This is a genomic window from Pseudoalteromonas sp. BSi20429 (assembly GCF_000238895.1).
GTDB lineage: Bacteria > Pseudomonadota > Gammaproteobacteria > Enterobacterales > Alteromonadaceae > Pseudoalteromonas > Pseudoalteromonas arctica.
In genome coordinates this window covers 1-20,805 of record NZ_BADV01000037.1, presented here as the reverse complement: position 1 = coordinate 20,805, position 20,805 = coordinate 1, and the positions used below count along the sequence as shown (strand labels likewise).

The 20,805-nt window shown below is 37.6% G+C and carries 22 protein-coding genes; 11 read left to right on the top strand and 11 right to left on the bottom strand.

Annotated elements, in window-relative coordinates:
- Positions 1 to 77: 77 nt before the first annotated feature.
- Positions 78 to 602: a hypothetical protein gene (locus P20429_RS11085; RefSeq protein ID WP_007582764.1), complete on the bottom strand. Its 525-nt coding sequence runs from the start codon at positions 600 to 602 to the stop codon at positions 78 to 80.
- A 13-nt stretch (positions 603 to 615) separates the two neighbouring features.
- Positions 616 to 1,623 (bottom strand): YHYH protein, encoded by a 1,008-nt coding sequence (locus P20429_RS11090; protein WP_007582763.1) that lies wholly within the window; start codon positions 1,621 to 1,623, stop codon positions 616 to 618.
- A 206-nt stretch (positions 1,624 to 1,829) separates the two neighbouring features.
- Here P20429_RS11090 and P20429_RS11095 point away from each other — a divergent pair, with 206 nt between their 5' ends.
- On the top strand, positions 1,830 to 2,261 hold the full coding sequence (locus tag P20429_RS11095; RefSeq protein WP_007582762.1) for a DUF3859 domain-containing protein: 432 nt from the start codon (positions 1,830 to 1,832) through the stop codon (positions 2,259 to 2,261).
- Positions 2,262 to 2,363: 102 nt separating this feature from the next.
- On the opposite strand, the gene P20429_RS11100 is transcribed toward P20429_RS11095, so the two are convergent.
- Positions 2,364 to 2,780 carry a VF530 family DNA-binding protein gene (locus P20429_RS11100; RefSeq protein WP_007582761.1) on the bottom strand — a complete coding sequence of 139 codons (417 nt, stop codon included), beginning with the start codon at positions 2,778 to 2,780 and terminating at the stop codon, positions 2,364 to 2,366.
- Positions 2,781 to 2,974: 194 nt separating this feature from the next.
- On the opposite strand from P20429_RS11100, the gene P20429_RS11105 reads away from it, so the two are divergent.
- Complete coding sequence (locus tag P20429_RS11105) at positions 2,975 to 3,541, top strand: hypothetical protein (RefSeq protein WP_007582760.1); 567 nt, start codon at positions 2,975 to 2,977, stop codon at positions 3,539 to 3,541.
- 43 nt (positions 3,542 to 3,584) lie between these two features.
- Here the strand turns inward: P20429_RS11105 and P20429_RS11110 are convergent, their stop codons facing one another.
- Positions 3,585 to 4,577: an MDR family oxidoreductase gene (locus P20429_RS11110; protein WP_007582759.1), complete on the bottom strand. Its 993-nt coding sequence runs from the start codon at positions 4,575 to 4,577 to the stop codon at positions 3,585 to 3,587.
- 49 nt (positions 4,578 to 4,626) lie between these two features.
- The gene (locus P20429_RS11115) at positions 4,627 to 5,262 is read right to left on the bottom strand and encodes a TetR/AcrR family transcriptional regulator (RefSeq protein ID WP_007582758.1); all 636 of its coding nucleotides are present in this window, start codon (positions 5,260 to 5,262) and stop codon (positions 4,627 to 4,629) included.
- A gap of 409 nt (positions 5,263 to 5,671) precedes the next feature.
- Here P20429_RS11115 and rmf point away from each other — a divergent pair, with 409 nt between their 5' ends.
- A complete protein-coding gene (gene rmf / locus P20429_RS11120) occupies positions 5,672 to 5,842 on the top strand; it encodes a ribosome modulation factor (protein ID WP_002960897.1) in 171 nt (56 codons plus the stop codon).
- 67 nt (positions 5,843 to 5,909) lie between these two features.
- Here rmf and fabA read toward each other — a convergent pair whose 3' ends face one another.
- Complete coding sequence (gene fabA / locus P20429_RS11125; RefSeq protein ID WP_007582756.1) at positions 5,910 to 6,425, bottom strand: bifunctional 3-hydroxydecanoyl-ACP dehydratase/trans-2-decenoyl-ACP isomerase; 516 nt, start codon at positions 6,423 to 6,425, stop codon at positions 5,910 to 5,912.
- Between the two features lie 203 nt (positions 6,426 to 6,628).
- Here fabA and P20429_RS11130 point away from each other — a divergent pair, with 203 nt between their 5' ends.
- The 3 genes from P20429_RS11130 to P20429_RS11140 are packed head-to-tail and all read left to right on the top strand — an operon-like array spanning position 6,629 to position 8,734.
- Positions 6,629 to 7,486 carry a 6-carboxytetrahydropterin synthase gene (locus P20429_RS11130; protein ID WP_007582754.1) on the top strand — a complete coding sequence of 286 codons (858 nt, stop codon included), beginning with the start codon at positions 6,629 to 6,631 and terminating at the stop codon, positions 7,484 to 7,486.
- Positions 7,479 to 8,297, top strand: coding sequence for a M23 family metallopeptidase (locus tag P20429_RS11135; protein WP_007582751.1), 819 nt, complete (start codon positions 7,479 to 7,481; stop codon positions 8,295 to 8,297). Before P20429_RS11130 ends, P20429_RS11135 begins: the two co-directional genes overlap by 8 nt.
- Positions 8,298 to 8,302: 5 nt before the next feature.
- Positions 8,303 to 8,734, top strand: a complete 432-nt coding sequence (locus tag P20429_RS11140) for an acyl-CoA thioesterase (protein WP_007582749.1) — start codon at positions 8,303 to 8,305, stop codon at positions 8,732 to 8,734.
- Between the two features lie 272 nt (positions 8,735 to 9,006).
- Here P20429_RS11140 and P20429_RS11145 read toward each other — a convergent pair whose 3' ends face one another.
- The 5 genes from P20429_RS11145 to P20429_RS11165 are packed head-to-tail and all read right to left on the bottom strand — an operon-like array spanning position 9,007 to position 14,603.
- The gene (locus tag P20429_RS11145; protein WP_007582747.1) at positions 9,007 to 10,329 is read right to left on the bottom strand and encodes a Na+/H+ antiporter family protein; all 1,323 of its coding nucleotides are present in this window, start codon (positions 10,327 to 10,329) and stop codon (positions 9,007 to 9,009) included.
- Between the two features lie 8 nt (positions 10,330 to 10,337).
- On the bottom strand, positions 10,338 to 12,308 hold the full coding sequence (locus tag P20429_RS11150) for a DUF3488 and transglutaminase-like domain-containing protein (protein WP_007582745.1): 1,971 nt from the start codon (positions 12,306 to 12,308) through the stop codon (positions 10,338 to 10,340).
- Positions 12,308 to 13,294, bottom strand: a complete 987-nt coding sequence (locus P20429_RS11155) for a DUF58 domain-containing protein (protein WP_007582743.1) — start codon at positions 13,292 to 13,294, stop codon at positions 12,308 to 12,310. Before P20429_RS11155 ends, P20429_RS11150 begins: the two co-directional genes overlap by 1 nt.
- A 6-nt stretch (positions 13,295 to 13,300) precedes the next feature.
- Complete coding sequence (locus tag P20429_RS11160) at positions 13,301 to 14,206, bottom strand: MoxR family ATPase (protein WP_007582741.1); 906 nt, start codon at positions 14,204 to 14,206, stop codon at positions 13,301 to 13,303.
- 13 nt (positions 14,207 to 14,219) lie between these two features.
- Positions 14,220 to 14,603, bottom strand: a complete 384-nt coding sequence (locus tag P20429_RS11165; protein WP_007582739.1) for a response regulator — start codon at positions 14,601 to 14,603, stop codon at positions 14,220 to 14,222.
- A 529-nt stretch (positions 14,604 to 15,132) separates the two neighbouring features.
- Between P20429_RS11165 and P20429_RS11170 the strand changes: the two genes are divergently transcribed.
- From P20429_RS11170 to P20429_RS11190, 5 genes are all read left to right on the top strand, one after another.
- Positions 15,133 to 16,461, top strand: coding sequence for a hypothetical protein (locus tag P20429_RS11170; protein WP_007582736.1), 1,329 nt, complete (start codon positions 15,133 to 15,135; stop codon positions 16,459 to 16,461).
- A 152-nt stretch (positions 16,462 to 16,613) separates the two neighbouring features.
- The gene (locus P20429_RS11175) at positions 16,614 to 17,918 is read left to right on the top strand and encodes a sugar ABC transporter substrate-binding protein (protein WP_007582734.1); all 1,305 of its coding nucleotides are present in this window, start codon (positions 16,614 to 16,616) and stop codon (positions 17,916 to 17,918) included.
- A gap of 146 nt (positions 17,919 to 18,064) precedes the next feature.
- Positions 18,065 to 18,937 (top strand): carbohydrate ABC transporter permease, encoded by an 873-nt coding sequence (locus P20429_RS11180; protein ID WP_002960879.1) that lies wholly within the window; start codon positions 18,065 to 18,067, stop codon positions 18,935 to 18,937.
- A 2-nt stretch (positions 18,938 to 18,939) separates the two neighbouring features.
- Positions 18,940 to 19,770 carry a carbohydrate ABC transporter permease gene (locus tag P20429_RS11185; RefSeq protein ID WP_007582731.1) on the top strand — a complete coding sequence of 277 codons (831 nt, stop codon included), beginning with the start codon at positions 18,940 to 18,942 and terminating at the stop codon, positions 19,768 to 19,770.
- Between the two features lie 10 nt (positions 19,771 to 19,780).
- A complete protein-coding gene (locus tag P20429_RS11190; RefSeq protein ID WP_007582729.1) occupies positions 19,781 to 20,782 on the top strand; it encodes an ABC transporter ATP-binding protein in 1,002 nt (333 codons plus the stop codon).
- Positions 20,783 to 20,805 lie beyond the last annotated feature (23 nt).

Here is a 20,805-nt window from a genome sequence, read left to right as displayed (position 1 = left end):
TAAAATATAAAAAAGAGCACAAGTTTGTTTAACTTGTACTCTTTGCCACTTAATTATTAGGTAAGTATTACTAATTATTAAAACACCTTACTAAAGGGCGACGTTGGTGTTAGCTCAAATTGATGAGTAAGTTTTTGCGTTTTATTAGTCGCTGTTATTTGATAATGCTGCTTGTGCTCATTGTTACTAAATAGCTTAACGTTAAAGTTAACTTTGGTTAATTTACTGAGCAAAGAGTAGCGCCCAGTAATGGTTACTTGGTCTATATTGTCGCTTTTATGTGTATGCGACGCTTCTGGGTTTAGTAAAAGTCCGTCAATAGTAAATTTATACTGATGATCTGCTAAATAAACGTTCTTTTTAACTCGCTTACTTATTTGTTTTTTATGAGCATTAAACTCAACTATTGATACTTTGCCATCCTTATCTTCATCAACCCCTTTAAAAGCCGACATAGGGATTGAAAGCACAATAAACACGTTATTATCAACAAAATTCAGCGTACCGTGATCTGCAACCATTAAATGCGCGTTTGCTAATGTTGATGTGCTCAATAAGCCCAATGTGGTCACACTTAACAGATAATTTTTCTTATAAGGCATAACTTACTCCTAATTAAACTTCGCCTTTAACGCAGCGTTGAAAAAACGGGTAAGTGTCTGTTGCGTAGTAGTGGTATATCCCTTGAGGAAACTCAGGCGTTACACCAACGCGGCCATTACATTCATCTAAATCACCCGAGCCTGCTACGTATTCCCAATCTTGTGCAAATGTACCTAATGGGTATATATCGGTAGAAGGGCGGTTTGCGCTTACGGATGTTACGTGTTGGTAGCTACCGGTCATTGCGGTTAGGGCTGAAGTTGCATCACTTGAGTCTGAATAGCCGTAACGTGCATAAATAGGAAAGCCATCTGCTGCCCAGCCTATTAGAGTCATAGTAGTGCTATTGCCACCTCGCATTGCTACAAAGCCTTCAGGCATACCATGATAATGATATGTACCATCGGGTTGTACGTGTGCATTGTTGTCGTCTGTTCCAAAACTAAACGTGTCTTGGCTTAGGGCTTCTATATTCCAGTTGCCGCTGTTGTCGCCTAAATCGCAATCGGTGCCAGAATCATCACAACTTCCGCCTGTGCCTGCGTCTATTTTAATGCCATTAAGTACAACGCCTATCATTCCACGAGGACCACCAAGCATAGTTGCTTGTGTTGTTTCTATAGGCTCAAGTGTGTAGCTTTCATTTACTGATTGTTCAGAAATAGTATTTGGGTTATCAGCATTAGGGAATGTACCTACTTCGTGATCGGGTATGCCATTAGCTGCTAAGTCGCGTGTAGTTCCTGTGCATGACCAATCTGCAGCGCTGGTGGCTTGTACTGACTCTGACTCGTTATATTCACTGTAGCTATATTCACAAAGTACACTTTGGGTTGAACTGCTGGTACCTGTGCCATTATCTGTGGTGGTTTGTGATGAGCTTTCTGTAGTTTCTGAGCTATCAGCTATGCCTTCTCCACCTCCACATGCAACTAACGATGAAACAATTAAAGCAAGAGAAGTGAGCTTTAAAGCATTTATCCTATTTCGATTTTTATTATTAAGTGCGTATTGTTTCATTGCTGCCTACCTGATCAATTAAGTTACTCAAACAATAATTAGCAATTGTGCAAATAGTGTGTAAACAATGATGACAAATTAGCAATTATGTAAATAGGCGGAGTATTAAAGCTAAGTTGAGATTTAACTTTATGAGATTGTGTTTTATTTTAAAATTTCAAAAAGTTAAACTAATGCCAAAATAGCTAACATAAAAGGCTACCTTAATGGCTAAAACAAAACCTGTAGTGACGTTACAAAGTCACGGTATTTACTCTAAGTGGGATAGTGAAAGTAAAGCGTTGCCACAAATAGAGCAATTTACAACAAATGTAATAGCTGAGGTAGATATTGAGTTTGGCTTAATCGTAAATATCAAAAAAGGTAAAGGCGAAAAGCTTCATTATTGTATTTACCATCCTGATATTCCAGGTAGTAACGGTGATGTGATGGATCCTTTTGAAGGCGATGTATACGTTAAAAACAGTGATTGGAACTTTTATTTAGGCGATACGCTTTGGCTGCCAATAGAAAATAAATTGGGTGATTGGCGAATGACGATTGAATTAAATGGAAAAATCATTGCTGATAAAACTTTTAATGTGGCATTAGAAGCAGAGCGCACCGAAACAGATTTTTGGAAAAACCGAGGGTACTAATTGTTATTTATTGGCTATGTAAGGCGGATATAATTGAAGTTAATGAGAAAATAGTCGAAGAGCTATTTATAAATAGCTCTTCGACCTTAAATTAGTAAGTTTTTAGTTACCCCAAGGGTTACTAGAATTAGAACGCTGCTTACGATCGCGAGCACGTTGCTTAGATTCTTTTTTCTCTACAATACGCTTAGCATCAACAAAACTAAGCTCACACGGCTCCCCGGGTTTATGATCAGCTGGGATCACACGATCGCGTGGCGGTAATTCGTATTGAACATCATCAGGCTTAGGTAAGTTTTTAAGACGATAAAGGTAAAAGTTATCTACTTTTTCTTGTGCCCATTGTGTTTTACGTAAAAATTTAACCGCAGACTTAACATCAGGATTATTTTTAAAGCAGTTAAGTTGTAAATAAGCGTGTAGGAGTTCCCACCCGTATTGTTCAACCAGCTCTTCAACCACTTGTTCTAATTTTACGCCTTGCAGTGGGTTATTACTGAAAAGTTCTTGGTTGCTCATAGGTGTTGCCTCATTATTAAAATACAAATTGCATTATAAGTTTTATCTATAAGTTTTGATACTCTAAAATCTACACATACAATGAATTGAAAGATAAAATTTACACGTGTTTAAATAATCGGTAATATTAAAAAGCTTTATAAAATACGGCAAGATGCCAATTTATAGTATTAAAGATTAAGGAATATTACGAAATGGGACTTTTTAATAAGATCAAAACTCAAGCAAGCACTATTGGCTCAAATATTAGTGACTCTACATCAAAACTAAGTAGTGATATTGCTACTTCAGCAAAAGAAAACGCAAAACTTTCATCGATTCGTTCAGAAATCACTTCAATCGAAGGTCAGCTTAATATTGGTTACAAAGATATTGGTAAAAAATATGTTGAGAACCTTTTAGCTAACCAAGGTGAAAATGTTGAAGTTGCTTTACAAGAGCCTTTATCAAGAATAGAACCTCTTTTAGAGAAAAAGATTGAGCTTGAAGATGAAGCCATTGAAATCGAAAAGAAAATAAAAGATCAAATTATAATTCAAGAAAAAGCAATTTTTCAAAAAGAATATGATCAAGAAAAAGAGAAGTTAGAAAAAGCAGTAAAACTTGATGTTTTATCTAAAGAAGAAATGGAAGAAAAGTTAGCTAAAGCACGTTTAAAACTAGATAACTTTGACAACATTCGCAAGCTTAAAAAGCAAGAAGAAATGGGTTTGATTACTAAAACAGAATTAGCTGAAAAATTAGCTGCATTCGGTGCCTAGTTAAACGTTTAAGCCACATATTACTATGTGGCTTATTATTTAATTAACTTTGGCAATTAACTACAACACGACCACGAATTTTACCTTCCATAAGTTGCTCTGCGTTATCAATTACGTGTTCAAGTGATATTTCTGTCGAAATTTTATCTAAATAATCAGCGCATACTAATTTAGCTAAACGATCCCATGCTTCAATTCTGTCGGCTTTAGGGCGCATTACGCTATCAATTCCTATAAGAGATACACCACGTAATATAAAGGGTGCCACCGATGCTGGTAAATCCATACCTTGTGCAAGTCCGCAGGCGGTTACTACGCCACCATATTTTAATGATGCACAAATATTGGCAAGTGTATGGCTACCTACCGAATCTATTGCCGCTGCAAATCGCTCTTTTTGCAAAGGCTTACCCGGGTTTGAAAGCTCATTTCGGTCAATTATTTGTGAAGCGCCTAACTCTTTTAAATACTCACTTTGATCTAATCGACCCGTTGCCGCTGTTACGTTAAACCCAAGTTGGTTTAGTAAATAAATAGCAAAGCTGCCTACGCCACCATTAGCACCAGTTACCAGTATTTCGCCAGATTCAGGCGTAATACCTTGTTTTTGAAGTGCTATAACACTTAGCATAGCGGTATAACCCGCAGTGCCTATTTGCATTGCTTGTTTTGGTGAAATACCTGAAGGCAAGGGGATTAACCAATCGCTATTAAGTGCCGCTTTTTGAGCAAGCCCGCCCCAATGTTTTTCGCCTACACCAAAGCCATTTAATATTACGTTATCACCGCTTTTAAATTCATCGCTGGTGGAATTTGTAACCGTACCCACTAAATCAATACCTGGCACCATAGGAAAACTACGTACAACGGGGCCTTTGCCAGTAATTGCTAAACCATCTTTATAGTTAAGTGTGCTGTATAGCACGTCGATAGATACGTTTTCGTTTGGTAAATCACTATTTTCGATAGTTGATAATGAAGCGCTATAGTTATTGTCTTCTTTATTAATAACAATGGCTTTAATTGGGTTACTCATGGGATATCCTTTTAGACCGATCGTCTTTTAATTGGTAAATAAAAACGCATTAGGTTAATAATGCGCGTAAAAACATTTCTGTATACAAAGTAAGTGGAGTATTTGATTTTGTGAGCTTGGCGCGCATAACAGCACCTTCCCAACCAATCCAAAAGTACTCACTCATCAATTTTGTATTTACATGGCTTGCAATAGTGCCTTGTTGCTTAGCTTGGTTTAAGCAAACCTCTACATGGTTTTGCCAAGCTGTGTAGCTTTGCATTAATCTGGTTTTAAACTCATCACTTAAATGGTTAAGCTCTTGATTTAAGTTACCGACTAAACAGCCACGTTTGTAATCGTATTTTTTCATCCCTTTAATTGCGCTTTGAGTAAAATTAACGATTCGCTCAAGTGGGGGAACATCTTCTTGCTGTAGGTAATGGGTAAGCTTGGCAATAAAATAACTGTCGTATGCATCAACTAACGCAATACCGTAGGCTTCTTTACTTTTAAAGTAATGATAAAAAGAGCCTTTAGGTACAGCTGCTTTTTTTAAAATAGTATCGAGCCCCGTGGCGCTAAAACCAAATTCAGTTAGGGTTTCTAGGCCCGTGCGAATAAGTAACGCTTTTGTATCGGCGTTTTCTCTGGCTATTTTAGGTGGGCGACCACGGCGTATTGGTGTTGATGTATTTTTGTTCATGAACTCATATTAGACCGATCGACTTTAAATAATCAAGTATAAATTTAAATTGTTTAAAAATAGTTCAAATTTAGGGGCGGGCTACTAATTTAAGATTAATGAAATAAAAGTGTCACGATTACATTTTTGTTTGGAACTTAGTCAATATTAGTCGGTCACAATTAAAGCACACAAGTGCTTTTTAGCGATTATTAAATCGCCAATTTGTTATTACGAACCGGTCGGATTAAATGTTGTATGACCACTTACTTTTTTAAATGTTAATTCATTTTTGCATCAGCAGCTTAGTTAAAGTCAAACAATTTAATTGCTTTTACAATTTGAATTTTACATTTTTATTAACTATTCATTAAATGTAGATTTCACTAATGCTACACAATATATAAATAAAAAGGTGAGGATATTACCGATGAAGAGACAGAAAAGAGATCGTTTAGAAAGAGCTCATTCTCAAGGTTTTAAAGCAGGTTTAGCAGGTCGCTCAAAAGAGCTATGCCCTTATCAACAAGTAGATCCAAAATCAGAGTGGTTAGGAGGTTGGCGTGAAGCGATTGAAAATCGCAACATGTACAAAACCTAAAATCAATAATCGAATTTAAGCAAAAAGGCCTCCATATTGGAGGCCTTTTTGTTTGTGCGTTTAAAAATTAAAATGCACTAGTGTCTTGGAACAAGCCCACTTTTAAATCTTTTGCTTCGTAGATTACTCGGCCATCTACTTCTACAGTGCCATCGGCAACGCCCATAAACAATTTACGTTTAATTACGCGTTTCATTACAAGACGGTAAGTTACTTTTTTATTAGTTGGTAAAATTTGGCCAGTAAATTTAACTTCACCCACACCTAGCGCACGACCAAGACCAGGGCCACCAGACCAACCTAAGTAAAAGCCAACTAGTTGCCACATAGCATCTAATCCTAAACAACCTGGCATTACTGGGTCGCCTTTAAAATGGCAATCGAAAAACCACAGGCTAGGGTCAATATCAAGCTCAGCAACAATTTCGCCTTTACCATGAATTCCGCCATCAGCAGTAATAGAGGTAATGCGGTCCATCATTAACATGTTGTCACTTGGTAAACGGCAGTTGCCTTCACCAAACATTTCACCTTGACCACACAGGATCAAATCTTCTTTTGTATAGCTATTTTTAGGTTCCATAACACTTATCTTCGCTTAGAAATTGCCAAGTACTTTAGCGTACACTTGTACGCTAAACAACTCGGAGCAGTTAAAAAATCAAAATATTGCATATTAAATCATCAATCAATCAACACGATTGGTTTTTGCACTATAAAACCGCGCAATTACAATCAGAAATCATTATAATTAACGCTGTCTTATAACCAGTCTAAAGGAAGTTTATGATCCTTTTTGTTAACTCACTAACTGTGATTGATTTTTCTTACTTATGTAACAAACGCGGCGCCGTTGGCGAGAGCTGGATTGTTGATTTAACTTTGCACGGTAAACTTAACGAAGAGTCTATGGTTTTAGACTTTGGTTTAGTTAAAAAGCAAATTAAAGGCATTATAGATGAGTGTATTGATCACCGATTAGCAATTCCTACGGGCCTTAATGGCACTGTATCTGAATTTGACGAGCATAAAACACTCGACTGTACATTTGGTGAAAACAACCACTTAGCTATGAGTGCTCCTCATCAAGCTTATTGCATGATTAACGCAGACGAAGTAACGGTTGAATCGGTTACTGAATTTTTAATTGCGACTATTTTACCGAAGCTACCAGATAACATTGAAAAAATTGAGCTGTCACTTAAGCCTGAGCACAGCCAAAGCTTTTACTATCATTACAGCCATGGCCTTAAAAAGCATGACGGTAATTGCCAACGTATTATTCATGGGCATCGTTCTCAAATTGGTATTAGCCTAGATGGCATCTCTATGCCGCGCTTGCAAAAAGAATGGTCTCAAAAGTGGGAAGATATTTACTTAGCCACCAGTGAAGATCAAATTAACGCACCTGATTTAAAACACATAACAGCCAAAGCGGGTGATGTATGTTTTGCTTATACGTCGGCACAAGGCTATTTTGAAATGGCTATTAGCGAATCCCGTTGCGACATTTTACCAGTAGACACCACTGTAGAATGTATTGCTGAACATGTAGCTGGCCAAATTAAGGCCCAATATCCAGAAAAAGCAGTGAAAGTGACTGCTTATGAAGGTGTTGGAAAAGGATCGATTAGCTATGTTTAAAACACTTTTAGCAACAGCGCTTGTTGCCTCTGCTAGCTTTAGTGCTATGGCGCTTGAGTTAAAAGGGCATTTAACACAAGGCGGTTTAGTTACTGGAAAGCTAGAAAACGCTAAATCAGTAAGCTTAGATAGTAAAAGCTTAAAACTTTCGCCAAATGGTGACTTTGTATTTGGTTTTGGGCGTGACGCTGAAACGACTCATACTTTAAAATGGGTAGATAACACGGGTAAATCGCATTCTCAGCCGCTAGCCATAACTAAGCGTGAATATGAAATTGATAAAATTACCGGCGTGGCTAAGAAGTATGTTTCACCGGCAAAAGAAGTCAGTGCACGTATAAGCCGCGAAGCAGTTGCTGTTCGTAAGGCGAGAGAAGTTGATTCTGATTTGCTGTACTTTTTAGACCCTGTGTTAAAGCCTGCAGAAGGGCGTATATCGGGTGTTTATGGTAGTCAGCGTTATTTTAATGGCGAGCCTCGTCGTCCGCACTTTGGCTTAGACATCGCTAATAAAACAGGCTCTCCTGTTTACGCGCCAATTAGTGGTACCGTGGTATTTTCTGAACCTGATTTATACTACTCAGGCGGTACATTAATTATTGATCATGGCCATGGTATTACCTCAACTTACATTCATTTAAGTAAGCTTGATGTAAAAGTGGGTGACAAAATTAAGCAAGGTAACAAAGTGGCTGAAATTGGTGCAACAGGGCGTGTAACGGGTCCTCACCTAGATTGGCGCTTTAACTGGAAAGGCGAACGCCTTGATCCTGCATTACTAATGCAAGATACATTAGCAAACAAAAAGTAGAGATTATGACTGACGTAAATCGCGATGCAATAATTGCTCAGCGTATTGAAGACTCAACCACATCGGTAACTAAAACTGTATTTCCTGGGCGTACTAATCATCACAATACTTTATTTGGTGGTGATGCACTGGCGTGGATGGATGAAGTGGCATTTATAGCAGCTACTCGTTTTTGTCGTAAACCTTTGGTTACCATATCTTCCGATAGAGTTGATTTTAAAGAAGCCATACCAGCAGGTACTTTTGCAGAGTTAATAGCTAAAGTAGTGCATGTAGGTAACACCAGCTTAAAAGTTGACGTAGATATATTATTAGAAACTATGCACAGAGATGATAAGCACTCTGCCATTAGTGGTAGCTTTACGTTTGTTGCAGTCGATGATAACCACAGACCGACTCCGGTAGTATGCGACAAAATGATTTATGGTTTTGATTAATTTAAAGCTTTAAATATGCGGTAAAGTAAATTTATATAAGCACCTTAATTGGTGCTTATATAAAACCCCTGAAAGAACACATCATACTAAATGTTCATTAAATATAACCTCGACAACAGAGTTAATATTAACTAAAAAAAGTAATCAAACTGGGGGGGAATTGATAGGGGTGAGAGTTGTTGGATTTGGATACTAAAAAGGCATGCTTTAAACATACCTTTTTAGTTACATTTAACTTTTAATTAAATTTACGAATACTTACATGCATACAACTAAAGCACCATTGCTGCAATCCAGCCAAATATAAGCAGTGGAATGTTAAAGTGAATAAACGTTGGAATAACAGAGTCTCTAATATGGTCGTGCTGCCCATCGGCATTTAAACCTGATGTTGGGCCAAGCGTTGAGTCTGAAGCAGGGGAGCCTGCATCACCTAAAGCGCCCGCAGTACCAACCAGTGCAGCGGTTGCCATAACCGAAAACCCGAGGTCTAAACACAAAGGAACAAACAAAGTTGCAATAATAGGCACTGTTGAAAACGAGCTACCAATTCCCATTGTAATTAATAACCCGACTAACAAAATAACACCGGCGGCCAAAGGTTTATTACCATCAAAAAGTGCGGCTGAGCTGTGTACTAAGCTCGCTACGTCGCCAGTGGCCTGCATAACCGATGCAAAGCCTTGTGCCGATATCATAATAAAACCAATCATCGCCATCATAGCAACGCCTTTACTAAATACGTCGCCGTTTTCTTCCCACTTAACTACACCAAATACACTAAATATCATTACACCTACTAAACCCCCTAAAATCATTGAGCCACTTAGGTTTTGTGCAACAAGTGAGGCAAGTACCGCACATAGCCCTACAATCATTACTTTTTTAGGGTTTTCTACCTCAGCCGATTTACTCACAGTTGTTAATGGCTGCTCTGTGTATTCGCGGCGTTTTTTGTAGGTAATAAATACCGCAATAAGTAATCCTATAAACATGCCTAATGCAGGAATAATCATCGCCATAGGGACTTGTGTATTTACAATGTCTAGGCCGTTATCAACTAGATTTTTATGTAAAATAGAATACAAGTAAATACCACCAAAACCATAAGGCAGCACCATGTAAGAAGTTGCTAATCCAAATGTTAAAATACACGCTATAGCACGCCTGTCTAACCTTAACTGATTAAAAACCACGAGTAACGGCGGGATTAAAATAGGAATAAACGCTATGTGTACAGGTACTAAGTTTTGCGAAGAAATCGCACAACCTAAAATAATTAATAAAATGAAGTAACTTAAAAACGTTTCATTACCGCTGCCTTTAGCATTTACTTTAGCAAGTAACTTATCAGCGAGAATGCGTGTTAAACCCGACTTAGAAATAGCAACGGCAAATGCACCGAGCATGGCATAACTTAGTGCAATTTCAGCTCCGGCAGAAAGGCCAGAATTAAATGCATCAACACTTTCTTTTATACCCAAGCCTGCGGTTAAACCAGCAACTAAAGCACTTATGATCATGGCAACAATGACGTTAACGCGAGCCAGAGATAGCCCGAGCATTAAAATAACGCCTATAACAACAGCATTCATAGTATTCTCTATTTGGAAATTTTAATTAATTTTATCAGATCTTTAGCCTGAGTTTTACGCTCTTTCGTAAAAGGTTTTTTACTATAGCGTACTTGGTTAAATAACTGACTAAATGTGTTTATAGATTGTGCAGAATGAGGGAGTTTGTCAGCAAAAAAATGTAACTGCTGACTCGGTGTTAAATTATCGGGTGTATTTATTTTTTGTTTTTTAGCCCATGTTTTTACTTCATAAAACTCTTTAACCATAGGCGCTAATTTAGCCGGGCGTTTTGGTAAGTTTAAATAAACAAAATAACCTACAAAACAAAAACCAGCTGTTAGTAAAACCATTAATGGTACAAGCCAAATATTTTTACTACCAAAAATTGATTTTAAAAAATCATTTTGTTTTTCTTCGTCAAAACCAAGTACCCAGCTAGACCATTGATAATCGAGGTTTTCAAGTTCCAACCTTAACCAATTAATAGCGGGGAAATTACTTAAACTCACTAAACCAAAATCAAGGTTACTTTTAAATTCGTCATTCAGCTCTTCGTTTTGCGAAAGTGAGCCATTTAAACGCTCCGGTGCTACAACAGCGGTTGCATCAAAAATAACCCAACCTTCGTTTTGTAAATATACTTCTACCCACGCATGCGCATCGTACTGGCGAACTGTTAGCGTATTATTATCTTGGTTTAATTCACCGCCTAAATAACCACTTACTAATCGAGCGGGTATCCCTGCGGTTCTAAAAATGTACGCAGCGGCGCTTGCATAATGACCACAAAATCCACGTTGGTTTTCAAATAAAAATTGGTCAATCGTGTTATCGCCGCTCATCGGAGTGGGTGTTAACGTATAAGTAAATCCCGTACCTGCAAAGTATTGTAATAAGCGGTTATAAAAATCGCGATCAGAGTGTGTATTTTGCTTTAAGTTTTTAGCAAGTGATGATGTTTTTACATTCTTTTTATAAGCGAGGTATTTGTAGCGTTTTTCTTCAAATTCGCCAAGCGGCAAAGCTGTGAAGTTAAAGCTATTTACATCGTATTGTAAGTTTTTAGCTTGACGACTTTTTTTACGCAATAAGCCTAGCGAATTACCTTCAACATTTGGTGAGTTACTACTGGAATACGCTAAACCATAGAGCCATTTTTGTGTAGCAGGCTCTGTAATAACTGAGTAGCTTGCAATAAGTTGCTCATCATTTTCGCTCTGGGTATTTGTTTTTACATTATTATATTTTAAAAAGTCAGACGTAAGCCACGCATTACCATTAAACTCATCATGGACTATTGCTCGCCAATAATAAGGCGCTACAGGTTTTTCTTCGTTAAATTTAGCTCTAAACACAAGTTCATCTGAGTTTGAAAGCTTTGCAATATCGAAAGGATCGACTTGTTCAGAAAGCCCTGTTTTTGCAAGCTTAGGCCCAGGAAGCTGCCAAAAGGCGGGCATTTTTGGTAAAAAAAGCAGTAAAAATACAGCTAAAGGAAGCGCTAAAAGTAGTAATTTACCACTTTGCTTAGAGGCTATTTTTAAATTATGTTTGGATTCGAGTAAGCCAAGTACTGCAAAGTTTAATATGTATAAACCACTTACAGTTAAAGTCGTTAAAATGCTTTGGTTAAATAAATACACCGATGAGAGTGAAAAAAACGTAAGCGTTGTAATTACATGATAGTGTTTTTTGGTTTTAGCCTGCAGCAGCTTAAATAAATTAGCAAGTAGCAGCATTGCCACAAATAAAATAACCGTATCCGACATGCCTACGGTGTAGAGCATTAAACCAAGTGAAACACCTGCGAGTATGTTTGCCAGCCAAGCATTTGGCTTTGGTTTATTACTCAGCGTTATGTAAAAGTTCCATGCACAAATGAGTGTAAGTACACCAACAAAAGCAAGCGGTAAATGTGGTACAAAAAATACAATTAAACATGAATATATAAAAGACAGTGAATAATTTATTACTTTTTCGTTTTTAATTATATCCATTACTCACCACCATTAAATGAGCACAATAACGCTAAACACTGCTGCTTATGTTGCTGTCCGGTATTTGTATTTATTGTTTTACTCGGTAGTTTTAACATAAAAGGGGTATTTTTTTCGGTTGCTTCACACACTAAAAAGCATAACTGGCTTAAACGTTGTTCTGTATCCCCATTCATTAACGTAAAATCGAAGAGCGCATTCGCTGTTTTAAAGTCTACAAACTCTTTAACTAACAACTGCTGTGTTTTTGCGTAATGCTTCCAAGAGACTCTTTGCAAGCCCATTTCAGGTAAGTGTGGGATTAACGACTCAAACTCTTCGCTACCAGATTGTGTAGAAATACCTTTATCGGCTTGCTCATCAAGCACAGAAACATGCGCATCACTGTGTACTTGTTCAAGCGACGGGTATACAAATACATCTTCTTGTAATTGAATGTAGCTCCAAACAGTTATTAAACCAAAGGGATAGTTACTCGCTATTTTAATACGTTGCACTGAGTACTTACCGCGTGAGCTGTAGGGTAAGTTGAGTGTAAGTAACTGAGTCTTACTATCAACTTCGTCGGTATGTTTGTGAGTTTGCTCACTACCTTGATATGTTAAATTAATAGATTGGGTTAGTGAAGGGCTTTGTAATTCAAATACAATACTCGGTTTTTGGGGGGCGTAGCTGTTAAATGCATCTTTAAATTTAACCGTTAAGCCTTTAGCGTTACTGTAGCCCATTAATACAGCAATAATCATCACCACAAACATAAGATAAGACATTATTAAAATTAAGTTATTTTGATAATTAATGCCCATTACAAAGTTTAAAATAGCCACAATTACAAAGTACCAACCTAGGGACGATGGCAATACATAAATTGTTCTGTGTTCAAGTGTAATTGAGTTTTTTAAATGCTTATTTTTTAATAATTTATTAAATACACTTCGCTTAAATGACTTAAATAAAGAAGGGCGCTTAGCTGTTTTTTTTGGCATAAAAGCTTATACCGGAACTAAAACGTTTTTTAAAATATCGTTTACTTGCGCTTCACCTGACTCATTATGCAAACCTAATCGATGCTGACACACACTTGCAAATACGGCTTGAACATCTTCTGGCATTACAAAATCACGACCATCAATAAAGGCCCACGACCTAGCCGCTTTAGCCAGAGCCATACTGGCACGCGGTGATAACGATGCTGCAAAAGCGTTGCTTGTGCGTGTGTAATTAACAAGCTCTATAATGTAGTCAATAATCGGGCTGCTCAAAGTAATTTGGCTTATCTGGGTTTGAATTGCCGCTAACTCTTGTTGGTTAATACGCTTAGGTAATTGGCTGTAATCTCGTTTTTGCATATTCAAAATTAAGCGTTTTTCGGCTTCTTTAGGTGGAAAACCTAAGCTAATACGCATTAAAAAACGGTCTAATTGCGACTCAGGTAACGGGTAGGTACCTGATTGGTAAAGCGGGTTTTGTGTTGCAATCACAAAAAATGGATTTGGCAGCGTATATTTTTTTCCATCAACTGTTACTTGTTGCTCTTCCATTGCTTCAAGCAACGCACTTTGTGTTTTGGGTCCTGCGCGGTTTATTTCATCAGCTAAAACAACTTGGCTAAAAATAGGGCCTTTATGAAACGTAAAACTGTGCTCGGTAGAGTTAAACACATTAGTACCCAAAATATCAGCAGGAAGAAGATCACTGGTAAATTGTATACGCTGATACGATAAACCTAACACAGCTGACAATGCATGAGAAAGAGTGGTTTTTCCCATACCTGGCAAATCTTCAATGAGTAAATGCCCTTCGCTAAATAAGCATGTAAGTGCAAGTTTTATTTGCTGTTGTTTACCAAATATAACAGTCGAAAGATCTTCTATAATCGCAGTAACAGTACTATGCATGCTAACCTTATTATTATTCTATTATTTCAAGACGCTTCATTACAGTGTCTACTTTTTTTGTGTTGAAAGGTTTTGCAATAAAGCCTTTAGCGCCCATTTCCCACGTGTTTTGTACATTTTCGAGACTATTGTGGCCAGAGCACATAACAACATGAGTGTGCGGGTAAGCACTATTAATGTATTCCAATATATCTGCACCGTTAGAGTCAGGTAAATCTACATCTACAAATATTACGCCTGGCGGTTTATTGTTCATAATAGGTTTAGCAGAGCTAAAATCGGCGCTTTCTAAGATATCTTCGAACCCTAAGTCAGTTAAAATTTGGTTTAGATAATCACGAATTTCCTTAACGTCATCAATAATGAGGATGGGCTCTAGCGGGCGAACAAATTCCATATGTAGGTTACTTCTATTTTGAATACATCTAAGTGCTTTAATACTAAGCTAACCCCATCATAAGCTCAAGAACGTTACTTAAAAAACACTAATAAATAAACTGTTTATAGGTTTGCACAACAATCTATTTTTAAAGGATTACCTGCTTTCATATCTTCTACTAACTTATATTTTCATTAATTGTATTGAACAATAATGACGTATCTACAATAAATCCCTTAATCCTACACTTTATTTCCTCAAAATTTGATGTAACAAATTTGCTACTTAACTTATTGATTCAAAAATATTTACATATAAATTCGATTTTTTGTAAACGTTTTGTAATAAAAAATCGTTGACCTTCTAAATTCATTCTGTGATTATGCTCAGCAGATGGGCTTATGCTCACAAGTGCGGTTTCATTAACTATTTAATGTTTTGCTCAGCCAGCCTCATCTATACACACTGAATTAATACCAATTTCATTAAATGAATATGCAATTTAATAAAGTTGGCATCACACACCACACTAAATAAAGAGCTTATTATGTTGAATAATAAAAAGACTAAATTTGCAATTTCTCTCATAGCGGCAGCTATGGCTACATCGGCTCCAGCACAGGCTGATATTTCTGAATATTTAGATCGCGTTGACGTAGACTTTTTACTAATGCAAAACTTTCAGTCAATTCAAGCTAAAGACGGCGCATTTCGTCCAGAAGATGAAGAACAAGAATCAGGATTTGGCCGTATTAGAGCTAATCTAATGCTTAAATTTCATATTAACGAGTTCATCACTGCCGATATAGATATTGCAGAAGAGCCTAATGACTTTGGTGGCGAAGATCGTGACTTTTCATTTCACAACGATTTCGCAGGTGTTGAATTTGACTTACTAGGTCTTTATGGCACACCAAAAGAAAACGCAAATTTAACACTGCGTTTGGGTAATATTGGTGGCTCACCATTTCAATTTAAAGGTTTTCAAGACGGCGCAGATAACCAAAATAATGCACTTATTGGTAATGGTATTACCGATTACGCAACCGCCGAAAACGGCGCACAGCTAAGTTACAGCGAAACTTTCGAAAGTGGTGTAGTACGTGCTTATAATGTTACAGGTCACATTACTACTTCAAGTTTCGGTGAAGCGTTTCAAGAAGACAGAGGTTATAACTACCGACTTCAAGGTACTCTAGAATTTGAAGGTGGCTTTAAAGCAGGCTTAAACTTATTAAAAGCGAATCAAGGCGACCAGTTACGTTTTGAAAACGGCGTAGCCAGTCTTGATGGTGTAACCACAACAAACTATCGCTTTGGCGATGGTGAAAACTATAACTTCTCAGCGTCACCTTCAAACGAGCGTGACACTCACGTTGGCGCAATGCCAGGGCTTGAGCAATCAATCATCCAGCTTAATTTAGCTTATCAACCATCTGACGAAACAAGCCTAATCTTTATGGTTGGTAAATCGTCTGATGATTACACATTTGCAGATGCCGCTGGTAATGCAGTTGCCGGTATTACCTATTTTGGTACAAACGGCATAGCTGATGAAAATGGCACTACTTTTGATTCAAACAGTGTAATAGAAGGCGACTCATCGGTTGAGTACTTCGTGTTTGAAGCACAACAATATCTAATCCCTAAAAAGTTATATGTAGCGGCTCGTTATGCAGAAGCCGAAAACACTTCCGACTTAATTGAACAAACAGACAACACAGTAGAGCGTATTCAAGTAGCCGCAGGTTACTGGTTTAACGATAAAACGCTTTTAAAAGTTGAGTATGTTAACCAAGAAGAAGGTGTTAATTCGGGCGGCCAAATCGGTAAAGGATTTGACGGCTTCACTTCTGAAATATCTGTTAAATTTTAAGTCATTATCCAATTAGTCTAACTATTTATACAAAGGACCTAAAAAGGCACTTTGCGGGCAGTTTTATGCGTTAAAACTGCCATAAATAGAATTGGCAATAGATTAAAATTTAATAGCACTTATTAAAACATAACGTGTATGGGGAATACCCGATGAAAAATAAATTAATTATGCTCGCGTGTGGCTTTATAAGCATAGGCGCTGCGGCAAAAGAAACAATTACAATAGCGACTGTTAACAACGGTGACATGATCACCATGAAAGAATTAAGTAGTGACTTTACCAGCCAAAACCCTGATATAGATCTAAAATGGGTCACTCTAGAGGAAAACATTCTTCGCCAACGTGTCACTACCGATGTAGCAACAAAAGGCGGACAATACGATGTTATGACCATAGGTACTTATGAAGTACCAATTTGGGGCAAACAAAATTGGTTAAAAGAGTTAGATAATTTAGGTGAAAACTACGATTTAGACGATTTAATCCCAGCAATTCGAAGTGGTTTAACGATTAACGACAAGCTTTATGCTGCACCATTTTATGGTGAAAGTTCAATGGTTATGTACCGCACTGATTTAATGGAAAAAGCGGGGCTGACAATGCCTAAAGCCCCAACATGGGACTTTATACGCAAAGCTGCTAAAGCGATGACAGATAAAAAAGAAGGTGTTTATGGCCTTTGTCTACGTGGTAAAGCAGGTTGGGGCGAAAACGTTGCGCTTATTACATCAATGGCTAATTCGTTTGGTGCGCGTTGGTTTGATGAAAATTGGAAGCCACAGTTTAATACCCCAGAGTGGGAAAATACCCTTCAGTATTATGTAGATGTGATGAAAGAATCTGGCCCTGCTGGTTCATCTGCAAACGGTTTTAATGAAAATCTTGCACTATTTCAAACCGGAAAGTGTGGTATTTGGATTGATGCAACCGTTGCAGGCGCATTTGTTACTAACAAAAAAGACTCAGAAGTTGCCGATAAAGTAGGGTTTGCACTTGCGCCAGATAACGGTCTAGGTAAACGCGGTAACTGGTTATGGTCTTGGACTTTAGCCGTGCCGGCAAGCAGCAAAAAACCAGATGCCGCAATGAAATTTATTAGCTGGGCAACATCTAAAGAATACACTCAACTTGTAGCCGACAAAAAAGGTTGGGCAAAAGTACCGCCAGGTACACGTAAATCACTTTACAGTAATCAAAAGTACATGGACGCAGCACCGTTTGCACAAATTACCTTAGATTCTATTCAATCTGCAGATCCTAAAAATCCAACCGTTAAACCGGTGCCTTATGTAGGTATTCAGTTTGTTGCTATTCCTGAGTTTCAAGGAATTGGTACAGCTGTTGGGCAACAATTTTCAGCAGCATTAACTGGCCAAATGACCGTTAAGCAAGCGCTTAGTACGTCTCAGCACCTTGTTGAGCGAACAATGCGTAAAGCTCGCTATCCAAAATAGCATGTAATGGGCGGGTAAGTACTCAAACTTACCCAATATTTTATGTCAATTCTATTTACTTGTTAGTTATAAACGCTATCAAGGGTTTCTGATTTTCACTTGATAGTTAACAAGTAAATAGAATTGGCTTTTTTAAGGTCACCTTTATGGCAACAACTAACTCGCGCACGCTTGCTCGGTTTATGCTTCTTCCTAGTGTAATTTTATTACTTGCTTGGATGATAGTTCCGCTGTGTATGACACTGTATTTCTCATTTATTGATTACAACTTACTCGTTCCTGGGGATAAAGAATTTGTAGGCTTTTTAAACTATGAATTTTTCCTAACTGATCCAGCTTTTTTTGAATCATTTTTTAACACGCTTTACCTAGTAACTGGGGTTTTACTTATCACTATTTGTGGTGGTATTGGCTTAGCTATTTTACTAGACCAAGCCATATGGGGACGAAACTACGTTCGCATTATGGTACTAGCCCCATTTTTTGTAATGCCAACTGTGTCGGCATTGGTATGGAAAAACATGCTAATGAACCCAGTTAATGGCTTATTTGCACATTTTGCGATTTGGCTTGGTTTTGAACCTATCGACTTTTTTGCTCAAATGCCGTTATTTTCAATCATCATAATTGTGTCTTGGCAGTGGTTACCGTTTGCAGCATTAATACTGCTAACAGCAATACAATCATTAGACCGCGAACAATTAGAAGCGGCTGATTTGGACGGAGCAGGCCCATTTAGTAAGTTTTTTTACATCGTTTTACCGCACCTATCGCGCGCTGTAACTGCGGTTATTTTAATCGAAACTATATTTTTACTGTCAATTTTTGCTGAAATATTAGTTACAACTAGTGGCGGCCCTGGTTATTCGTCAACCAATATAACGTACTTAATTTACACGCAATCACTACTTCAATTTGATGTAGGCGGTGGTTCGGCAGGGGGCATAGTTGCAGTTATTATTGCAAATATAGTCGCTATATTTTTAATGCGCTTAATTGGCAAAAACTTGGAGGGTTAATTATGACTATAAAAGATAGCCGTCGTTCCACACTAATTTATACCATTGCTGCATGGACAATAAGCGGCATGATTTTCTTTCCAATTTTATGGACGTTAATCACCAGCTTTAAAACGGAAGCCGAAGCAATATCAGCAAGCCCAAGCTTATATGCATTTGATTGGACCCTCGAAAATTACCGCGATGTACTGTCACGTTCGCCATACTTTAACCATTTTTGGAACTCTGTAGTTATATCGCTAGGTTCAAGTTTACTGGGCTTATTAATTGCTGTACCTGCTGCTTGGTCTATGGCTTTTGTACAAACTAAAAAAACAAAGCATTTATTAATGTGGATGCTTTCAACTAAAATGTTACCGCCAGTAGGCGTACTTATTCCGATTTATTTATTGTTTCGTGACTTTGCGTTACTCGATACAAAATTAGGTTTAGTGATTGTAATGACACTCATTAACTTACCAATAATGGTATGGATGCTTTACACCTACTTTAGAGAAATACCAAACGAAATACTTGAAGCTTCACGTATGGATGGCGCAACAATTGGTGAAGAAATATTTCATGTTTTATTGCCAATAGCCTTACCAGGTATAGCCTCAACGTTATTGCTAAATGTTATTTTGTCGTGGAACGAAGCGTTTTGGACACTTATTTTAACCGCTGCAAATGCTGCACCTTTAACGGCATTTATTGCCAGTTACTCAAGCCCTGAGGGGTTATTTTACGCTAAGTTATCGGCAGCATCTGCCATGGCCATTGTGCCAATTTTAATACTTGGTTGGTTTAGTCAAAAACAATTAGTGCGTGGATTAAGTTTCGGCGCAGTAAAATAGGAGAATACACATGGGCAGCATCACACTAAAACAAGTCACTAAAAACTTTGATGAAGTTAACGTAATTAAACCGCTCGACTTAGAAATTAAAGACGGTGAGTTTATCGTTTTTGTCGGTCCATCGGGCTGTGGTAAATCTACATTACTTCGTATGATCGCAGGTCTTGAAGATACCACCAGTGGTAATATAGAAATTGATGGCATTGACGCTACAAAAACACCGCCTGCAAAAAGAGGCTTAGCAATGGTGTTTCAATCCTATGCGTTATATCCGCATATGACAGTGCGTAACAATATTGCTTTTCCTTTAAAAAGAGCCAAGGTTAGCCCTGCAGAAATTGAAAGTAAAATTGCTAACGCCGCTAAAATACTTAATTTGACCGATTATTTAGACCGAAAGCCTGGGCAATTGTCGGGCGGTCAGCGCCAGCGTGTAGCGATAGGGCGCGCAATTGTACGTCAGCCTTCGGCATTTTTATTTGATGAACCACTTTCAAATCTAGATGCGTCACTACGTGTAAATATGCGTTTAGAAATATCTGAATTACATAAAAGTTTAGCTACAACAATGATTTATGTTACACACGATCAGGTTGAAGCCATGACGATGGCAGATAGAATCGCAGTATTTAATGCCGGTATTATTGAACAAGTAGGCACACCTTTAGAGCTTTATAAAAACCCTGTAAACAAATTTGTAGCTGGTTTTATTGGTTCGCCAAAAATGAATTTTATAGATGCTCCACAAAATGAAGATGCGAATATTAGCTGTATTGGTATACGACCAGAGCATATAACACTATCTACTGAGCAAGGTACTTGGGCTGGAACTGTAGGTGTAATTGAGCATTTAGGATCGGAGAGTTTTTTACATATAAACATTGAAGGCAAAGGGACCGTAACAGTAAAAGCAGATGGTGATTGCCCATTAAAATATGGCGACAGTATTTACCTAAGTGCACCTGCAGATAAAGTATTAAAGTTTGATAATAACGGTTTAACTATTCGCTAAAGCCAATTTTTAATTATCTTAAA

What these genes read in the sequence shown, in the direction of transcription:
- rmf (WP_002960897.1), top strand. Translation starts at nt 5,672, where the DNA reads ATGAAGAGACAGAAAAGAGATCGTTTAGAAAGAGCTCATTCTCAAGGT.
- P20429_RS11180 (WP_002960879.1), top strand. Translation starts at nt 18,065, where the DNA reads ATGGCAACAACTAACTCGCGCACGCTTGCTCGGTTTATGCTTCTTCCT.
- P20429_RS11185 (WP_007582731.1), top strand. Translation starts at nt 18,940, where the DNA reads ATGACTATAAAAGATAGCCGTCGTTCCACACTAATTTATACCATTGCT.
- P20429_RS11095 (WP_007582762.1), top strand. Translation starts at nt 1,830, where the DNA reads ATGGCTAAAACAAAACCTGTAGTGACGTTACAAAGTCACGGTATTTAC.
- fabA (WP_007582756.1), bottom strand. Translation starts at nt 6,425, where the DNA reads ATGGAACCTAAAAATAGCTATACAAAAGAAGATTTGATCCTGTGTGGT.
- P20429_RS11150 (WP_007582745.1), bottom strand. Translation starts at nt 12,308, where the DNA reads ATGGATATAATTAAAAACGAAAAAGTAATAAATTATTCACTGTCTTTT.
- P20429_RS11170 (WP_007582736.1), top strand. Translation starts at nt 15,133, where the DNA reads ATGTTGAATAATAAAAAGACTAAATTTGCAATTTCTCTCATAGCGGCA.
- P20429_RS11160 (WP_007582741.1), bottom strand. Translation starts at nt 14,206, where the DNA reads ATGCATAGTACTGTTACTGCGATTATAGAAGATCTTTCGACTGTTATA.
- P20429_RS11165 (WP_007582739.1), bottom strand. Translation starts at nt 14,603, where the DNA reads ATGGAATTTGTTCGCCCGCTAGAGCCCATCCTCATTATTGATGACGTT.
- P20429_RS11190 (WP_007582729.1), top strand. Translation starts at nt 19,781, where the DNA reads ATGGGCAGCATCACACTAAAACAAGTCACTAAAAACTTTGATGAAGTT.
- P20429_RS11155 (WP_007582743.1), bottom strand. Translation starts at nt 13,294, where the DNA reads ATGCCAAAAAAAACAGCTAAGCGCCCTTCTTTATTTAAGTCATTTAAG.
- P20429_RS11115 (WP_007582758.1), bottom strand. Translation starts at nt 5,262, where the DNA reads ATGAACAAAAATACATCAACACCAATACGCCGTGGTCGCCCACCTAAA.
- P20429_RS11100 (WP_007582761.1), bottom strand. Translation starts at nt 2,780, where the DNA reads ATGAGCAACCAAGAACTTTTCAGTAATAACCCACTGCAAGGCGTAAAA.
- P20429_RS11090 (WP_007582763.1), bottom strand. Translation starts at nt 1,623, where the DNA reads ATGAAACAATACGCACTTAATAATAAAAATCGAAATAGGATAAATGCT.
- P20429_RS11110 (WP_007582759.1), bottom strand. Translation starts at nt 4,577, where the DNA reads ATGAGTAACCCAATTAAAGCCATTGTTATTAATAAAGAAGACAATAAC.
- P20429_RS11175 (WP_007582734.1), top strand. Translation starts at nt 16,614, where the DNA reads ATGAAAAATAAATTAATTATGCTCGCGTGTGGCTTTATAAGCATAGGC.
- P20429_RS11085 (WP_007582764.1), bottom strand. Translation starts at nt 602, where the DNA reads ATGCCTTATAAGAAAAATTATCTGTTAAGTGTGACCACATTGGGCTTA.
- P20429_RS11130 (WP_007582754.1), top strand. Translation starts at nt 6,629, where the DNA reads ATGATCCTTTTTGTTAACTCACTAACTGTGATTGATTTTTCTTACTTA.
- P20429_RS11145 (WP_007582747.1), bottom strand. Translation starts at nt 10,329, where the DNA reads ATGAATGCTGTTGTTATAGGCGTTATTTTAATGCTCGGGCTATCTCTG.
- P20429_RS11105 (WP_007582760.1), top strand. Translation starts at nt 2,975, where the DNA reads ATGGGACTTTTTAATAAGATCAAAACTCAAGCAAGCACTATTGGCTCA.
- P20429_RS11140 (WP_007582749.1), top strand. Translation starts at nt 8,303, where the DNA reads ATGACTGACGTAAATCGCGATGCAATAATTGCTCAGCGTATTGAAGAC.
- P20429_RS11135 (WP_007582751.1), top strand. Translation starts at nt 7,479, where the DNA reads ATGTTTAAAACACTTTTAGCAACAGCGCTTGTTGCCTCTGCTAGCTTT.